Source organism: Nitrospirota bacterium, assembly GCA_016212215.1.
Taxonomy (GTDB): Bacteria; Nitrospirota; 9FT-COMBO-42-15; order HDB-SIOI813; family HDB-SIOI813; genus JACRGV01.
Window position 1 is genome coordinate 1 of sequence record JACRGV010000075.1, and the last position, 6,171, is coordinate 6,171.

A 6,171-nucleotide genomic window follows, 5' to 3' on the forward strand; every position below is an offset into this window, starting at 1 on the left:
ATTCATGAGCCGCGGTCTCACAAAGGGCAATGAAAACCCCACCCTCACCCTAACCCTCTCCCTGAGGGAGAGGGGGCTATGTTGATTCCCTCCCCTTCAAGGGGAGGGGTAGGGTGGGGATGGGGTTGATTTTCGGATGAAATAAATAAGAGAGAGGATAGTTATTGAGTATCTATCTTATCCTGATAATTGCAATAGTACTGATAATCGTGGTTTCCGCCTTTGTTAAAGGGAGGGCAAATAAGGGGATGCTGCAGGCATTGAAAAGGCAGGCAGTGAAAAGGGGCGGGGATGTAAAAGGCGGTACTTTGTTGTATTATCCGCGTCTTTCTCTTGAGTTTGATGGAGTAAGCTTTATAATATCAGCCATGCCGGGCGGCGGCACAAGAGGGAGGCGGGGTGATATGACTTATGTGGATTTTTCTGTGCCGTCTTTACAGGATCAATTCTTCAGGATTATGAGGAAGTCAGAATCCGTCCAGTCTGCTATAGACAGTCTGCTTAGTGTTAAGGAGATAAAGATTGGTAATGAAGAATTTGTCAGGATGTTTAAAGTTAAAGGCAATGATGAATACTTTATTTCGGAGATATTATTCCCTGAGATTCAGAATGACTTGATGAAATGTACTAATAAGCAATTAGACATCAAGTTTGAAAAGGGGAGGTTTCTCCTTTCAATAGACGGCATAGCAACTTCAGATCAGGATTATGACAAAGTCATAGAAACAAGCGTTCTTTTTTTAAATAGATTAAAGAAGTATAAGGGGAGGCTATCTGGAAGGAGGTGATTATCAGGAATGCCCTTGTCGTTATTTGAGGTCAATTATATCTATATCACAAACAGTTTATGAAAGGAGAAATTCTATGAAGAAGTTATCAGACATTATAATGAAGCAAAAATTTTTTATTATCCTTACAGCAGTATTATCTTTATATGTCATTACAGGCTGTAGTAATAAAACCGATCGCAGTTCAGTGACCAGTCCTAATCCGGATACCCTGAACCCTACAGGTATAATCCAGGGGGTACTTAGGGATGCTGTAACTCAACAACCTATTGTTGGGGCTGTCGTTGATATTGGTGTGGGAAGAACTACTACGAGCGAGACAGGGCAGTTTACTATCAATGATGTGCCGGCGACCGGTTCATCAGGTGATGGTATTCCAAAAGTAAATGATTCTTATGAGATGACTATTGACTTGAGAAATGTAACTAGTCCTGTCAATATGACAAGTGCAACGACTACACCGCGTTATCCTGATTTTGTCTATGACACAATGCCCGTTACATATACTTCTCTTAATGATACTACGAATGATAATGATCTTTCGACCAGTGCTAACTCAGGAAGTGGTACTAATAGTCAAGCTAATACCACCAGTACAAATCATGACACTCCTGTAACAGGATTAGCGTCTGCAGGTAAAATAAGTGTGGGAAAGCTTGCAGCTACTATTACAGGGGTTGTGGCTTATTCTGACACAAAACAACCCGTAGATAGCGGATGGACTGTCGAGATCGTTTCAAATAGTTCCAGTAACTCAGAGGGCAGCGCTGGAGGGACCGGGGCATCCGGAAATGTTGTGGGCAGTACAACTACTATCGCAGGCGGTGTGTTCACCTTTCCAAACATAGAGTCAATGCAATCCTTTACAATCAAGGCATGGAATTCCGATCAGACATACTCTAATGGGGCGGGCTTGGTTGTTGTCTCACCGTCAGACAGTGAAACAAAGACATTGTCTGTACAAGCAGGCACAACTGTCCTTGTGGCATCAACAGATGCGACTGCACCAACCATAATCAGCGTGAGCCCGGAAAATAATGCAGACATCACACCTGCAGCAACTAATGTTGTTTATACCTTTAGTGAGCCTATTAAACAGACAGCCTATGCCGCTGCCACAACAGCCGCTAATTCACAGGTAAGCGGTTTATACAAAGATGTTGCAGTAAACTATGATGGGATAAAGGCAAGCAATATTGCCCACACCCTTTCATGGAGTACTGATTTTAAATCGCTCACAGTAAGTATTCCAACATTGGCACCATCTGCAAGATACAGCGTAAATATTACTGGTGTCACTCTTGTAGATTCTAGTGATACGGCAGTGAGTAACCTTGGCGCTAAAGGATTAGTGGCCTTTACAACAAATGGCGGCGCTACTGCATCTGCCCCAACGGTGACCCTCGTCAATAATACCGGTATTGACTATTCCGGAGTAAATCCTGTACTTGACTGGCTGCCTGTATCAGGTGCAAAATCCTATAATATCTACAGGGCAATGAATCAGGTGTGGGGATCTACTATTAACAGCGGGGCATATAAGTTTGTCAACACCAGTAATCAATCGGATTTTACAGATACTACAATTCCTGACAATGATGGAGATGGTTATACATTTATTGAAGACCGACAGACAATGCTTACATACTCTTATGTTGTGAAGTCTGTCAATTCAGACTTCACTGAGTCTGATGGAAGTGCAGCAGTAACAGCAGAGGATAAAGTTAAACCAAAATTAGATATCGCTGCCGGTGCGTTTGTCGCTGACATAAAAGATGAAAATAGTACTATCACATTATCATTTAATGAACCTATGGATGAGTCCTCCGTAGAAACCGCCGGGAATTATGTAATCTCAGTTGCATCAGGCACAGCCCCCACTGTTTCCTCTGCGGTCTACACACTTGCAGCACCATATAATGTTGCTCTGACTCTTTCTGGAAGCCTTACACAGAATACACTCGGCAGAACTATTTCAACCGGAGCAAATGGGATACTTCAATCAGTTTTGGCAGCAGGTGATACTTATTTAAATACTGCCAATCAAACAGCCATTACTGCCGGCACTAATGGGGTACTTAACAGCACGCCCTGCGATACAGATGGAAACGGTGCTGCTAACGGGGCATGTGATGATGTAGTAGTTGGGACTACAATTTCATCAGGTCCAAATGGTGTTATTGAATCTGTTGTCCTGACCGGTTCTGATGACGTACAGGCTCTGCCTTTCTCAGCTAATGTATCTGCAATCAGAGGAATGAACACAGCAACAGTCGGCGATGATACTGTCACCAATGCGACTGTTATAACCGTATCCAATGTAAAAGATGTGGCAGGTAATACGATTGATACTACCGGCGATGTACAGGATACTGCCGGTGCAGTGCAGTAGGATAATCTAATATCATCGTTAATATTTTCAGTATTTCATTGAAAAACAGAAAGGCAGGCATAGGGGGAGACCTTTGCCTGCCTTTTTTGTACGCACTGTTTCCGCTTTTATTGACTGCAGCCGCTCTTTTATTTATCTCTTGTCAGGGAAAGGCATCCTCTCAAACATGGACTGTCCTTGTCTATATGGATGGTGATAACAATCTTTCTAAGGCTGCACTTGCAGATATTTCAGAAATGGAGGCGGTCGGGTCAACCCAAAATGTAAATATTATTTTACAACTTGATCTTAAAGGCGCTATTACCACGAAACGTTATCGCATAATTAAAGGCTCAAGCGAACTCATCTCTGACCTTGGCGAATTGGACATGGCAGCCCCCCAAACCCTTACCGATTTCCTGATCTGGGCAAAGGACTCATATCCTGCTGATCGGACTATGCTCATCCTATGGAATCACGGAAATGGCTGGGACCAGGGGGATGGGCCGTCAGTCCCTTTACAAAAAACAGTTCACTCTGTGCTTTATGATGATGATAATCACAGCGCATTCCTTTCAAATTTCAAGGTCAGGGATGCTATAAAGAAATCAGGGCTGAAGATAGATATACTCGGTTTTGATGCGAGTATCATGGGTACCATCGAAGCGCTTTATGAGTTCAGGGAACTTGCTGATATTATAATAACCTCACAGGAGGTGGGCCAATCAAATGGCTGGGATTATGGATCAATACTTTTGTCACTTACAGTAAATCCGGGGATGATGCCGGAGGATTTGGCAGGTAAAATCGTTGATGCATATAGAGATTTTTTTGAGAATGACTTTTACCCCTCAGATCCGGCTTATGAAAAAAGGCACTCTATTGCAGCCCACCGTACTAAATATATAGAGTTGATTGCTAAACAGATAGATATGGCTGCTGTTCAACTTATATCAATGCTGGATGACCCCGCCCCAGCAACACGAGAGAACACCCTCCAAATGATAAAGAATAGTAGAAATAATGTGCAGGATATAGACTGGTACGTTCAGCCTTATGTCTATGTTGACCTGTTGGATCTGAGCAGGTTAATCGGCCTTGAGACAGAGATACCGGAGCTTGTTTCTAAGGCGACCATTGCTGAATACCACGGCATGGACAGGAGGAATGCCAATGGCATATCAATCGTATTTTTTAAGATGCCTGATGCAATGAATTTAACTTATGATCATAATTATAAAAACTATGATCCAGAGACCAACACTGGTAATTATGGCGATTTTATTAATCAATATAAGTGGGATGAATTTTTGAAAAGATATTATGCTGCCCTTGGATTTTAAACTTGCAGGCATTATAATACAATCTCTATTGCTTAATTGTAAAATTAGACGAGGCTCTTGCAAAATCTTGCACAGTGATTTTGGCAGGACCCTTTTCATCAAATTCCTTAAATGCTTTGTAGTACATAATTCCATTCTATACTTGATTTTCCTACAGGTTTCCAATAAAGTGTCTGAACATAACTAATGACATAATTGAGGGAATAAAATCATGATAATCGGTATACCAAAAGAGATCAAAGACCATGAGTACCGGGTGGCGGTAGTTCCTTCCGGGGTAAGGCTGTTGACAAGGAATGGTCATAAAGTCATTGTCCAGAGCAGGGCAGGGGCAGGGAGCGGGTTATCGGATGATGAATATATTGAGGCAGGTGGGATAATAGTTCAGTCGGCTGAGGAGGTGTTTGCACAGGCTGACATGATTGTTAAGGTAAAAGAGCCTTTGCCGCAGGAATATCCGTTTCTTAGAAGAGGGCAGGTGCTTTTTACATTTCTTCATCTTGCATCAAGCAGGGAGTTGACTGAGGCTGTTATGGGAAGCGGGGTAGTGGGGATAGCCTATGAATCTGTTCAGCTTGACGATGGTACCCTTCCTATCCTGATCCCAATGAGTGAGATAGCGGGCCGTATGGCGCCGATTGTTGCTGCATATCATCTGCAGGAGAGCAGGGGCGGGGCCGGAATCCTTATCAGCGGGGTGCCGGGCGTGTCTTCAGGAAAGGTTACAGTACTTGGTGCCGGGACAGTAGGGCAGAATGCCGCAAGGATTGCGATCGGGCTGGGTGCAAGGGTGGTGATATTTGACAGGAATCCAAAGATATTAAAGCATATTGATGATATGTTCAACGGGAGGATTATGACCCTCTCTGCTAATGAACACAGCATTGAGAAGGAGGTGGTATCTTCAGATGTTGTGATAGGGGCTGTGCTGAATCCGGGTGCAAAGGCCCCGCATATTGTTAAAAGAGAATTGGTATCCAGGATGAAAAAAGGGTCGGTGATAGTGGATGTGTCCATTGACCAGGGCGGGTGTATTGAGACATCAAGACCTACCACACATTCCAATCCGGTATTTGATGTAAACGGTGTTATTCATTACTGTGTTGTCAACATGCCGGGTGCTTATCCACGGAGTGCCACATTTGCCCTCGCCAATGTGACTTTGCCTTACATAATAAAACTCTCTGATTCAGGATGGCATGAGGCACTTCAGGAGGATGTAAGCCTGGCAAGAGGGCTTAATGTGGTTGACGGCAGGATAGTGTGCAAGGCAGTTGCATTAGCAATGAACAATGAGTAGAAGCAAGAAGTTATTTGTCATTCCCGAAGTTTTTTATCGGGAATCTGATTTATACGACATATCCCCGATAAAATCGTTCGGGGATGACAGAATTATGATTTGTGGATGAACTCCCATGAACCGAGGGTTCACAAAGGGCAATGAAAATCAGCGGGACAAGAAAGTCCCGCCTATCCTCGTAGAAAGGGATAGGCGGGGTTTTCTTACCCCGCTGGAGGTGATTTTCGGATGAACTCCCATGAACCGGGGGTTCACAAAGGGCAATGAAAACCCCACCCTCACCCTAACCCTCTCCCTGAGGGAGAGGGGGCTATGTTGATTCCCTCCCCTTCAAGGGGAGGGGTAGGGTGGGGATGGGGTTGATTTTCG

Annotated in this window: 4 protein-coding genes; all 4 read left to right on the forward strand. The window is 43.8% G+C overall.

The genetic code is table 11. The features are described from left to right. The first annotated feature begins 164 nt into the window (after positions 1-164). The 4 genes from HZA08_06475 to ald all read left to right on the forward strand — a co-directional run bounded on the left by HZA08_06475 (position 165) and on the right by ald (position 5,802). Entirely contained in the window at positions 165-788 is a 624-nt protein-coding gene (locus HZA08_06475; GenBank protein ID MBI5193071.1) for a DUF3137 domain-containing protein, read from the forward strand. A 76-nt stretch (positions 789-864) separates the two neighbouring features. Then, positions 865-3,180, forward strand: a complete 2,316-nt coding sequence (locus tag HZA08_06480) for an Ig-like domain-containing protein (protein MBI5193072.1) — start codon at positions 865-867, stop codon at positions 3,178-3,180. A gap of 38 nt (positions 3,181-3,218) precedes the next feature. Next, complete coding sequence (locus HZA08_06485; GenBank protein MBI5193073.1) at positions 3,219-4,502, forward strand: hypothetical protein; 1,284 nt, start codon at positions 3,219-3,221, stop codon at positions 4,500-4,502. Between the two features lie 211 nt (positions 4,503-4,713). Then, positions 4,714-5,802 (forward strand): alanine dehydrogenase, encoded by a 1,089-nt coding sequence (gene ald, locus HZA08_06490; protein MBI5193074.1) that lies wholly within the window; start codon positions 4,714-4,716, stop codon positions 5,800-5,802. The last annotated feature ends 369 nt before the right edge of the window (positions 5,803-6,171 follow it).

Coding starts and splice junctions, on each gene's coding strand:
- HZA08_06480 (MBI5193072.1), top strand. CDS start 865: ATGAAGAAGTTATCAGACATTATAATGAAGCAAAAATTTTTTATTATC.
- ald (MBI5193074.1), top strand. CDS start 4,714: ATGATAATCGGTATACCAAAAGAGATCAAAGACCATGAGTACCGGGTG.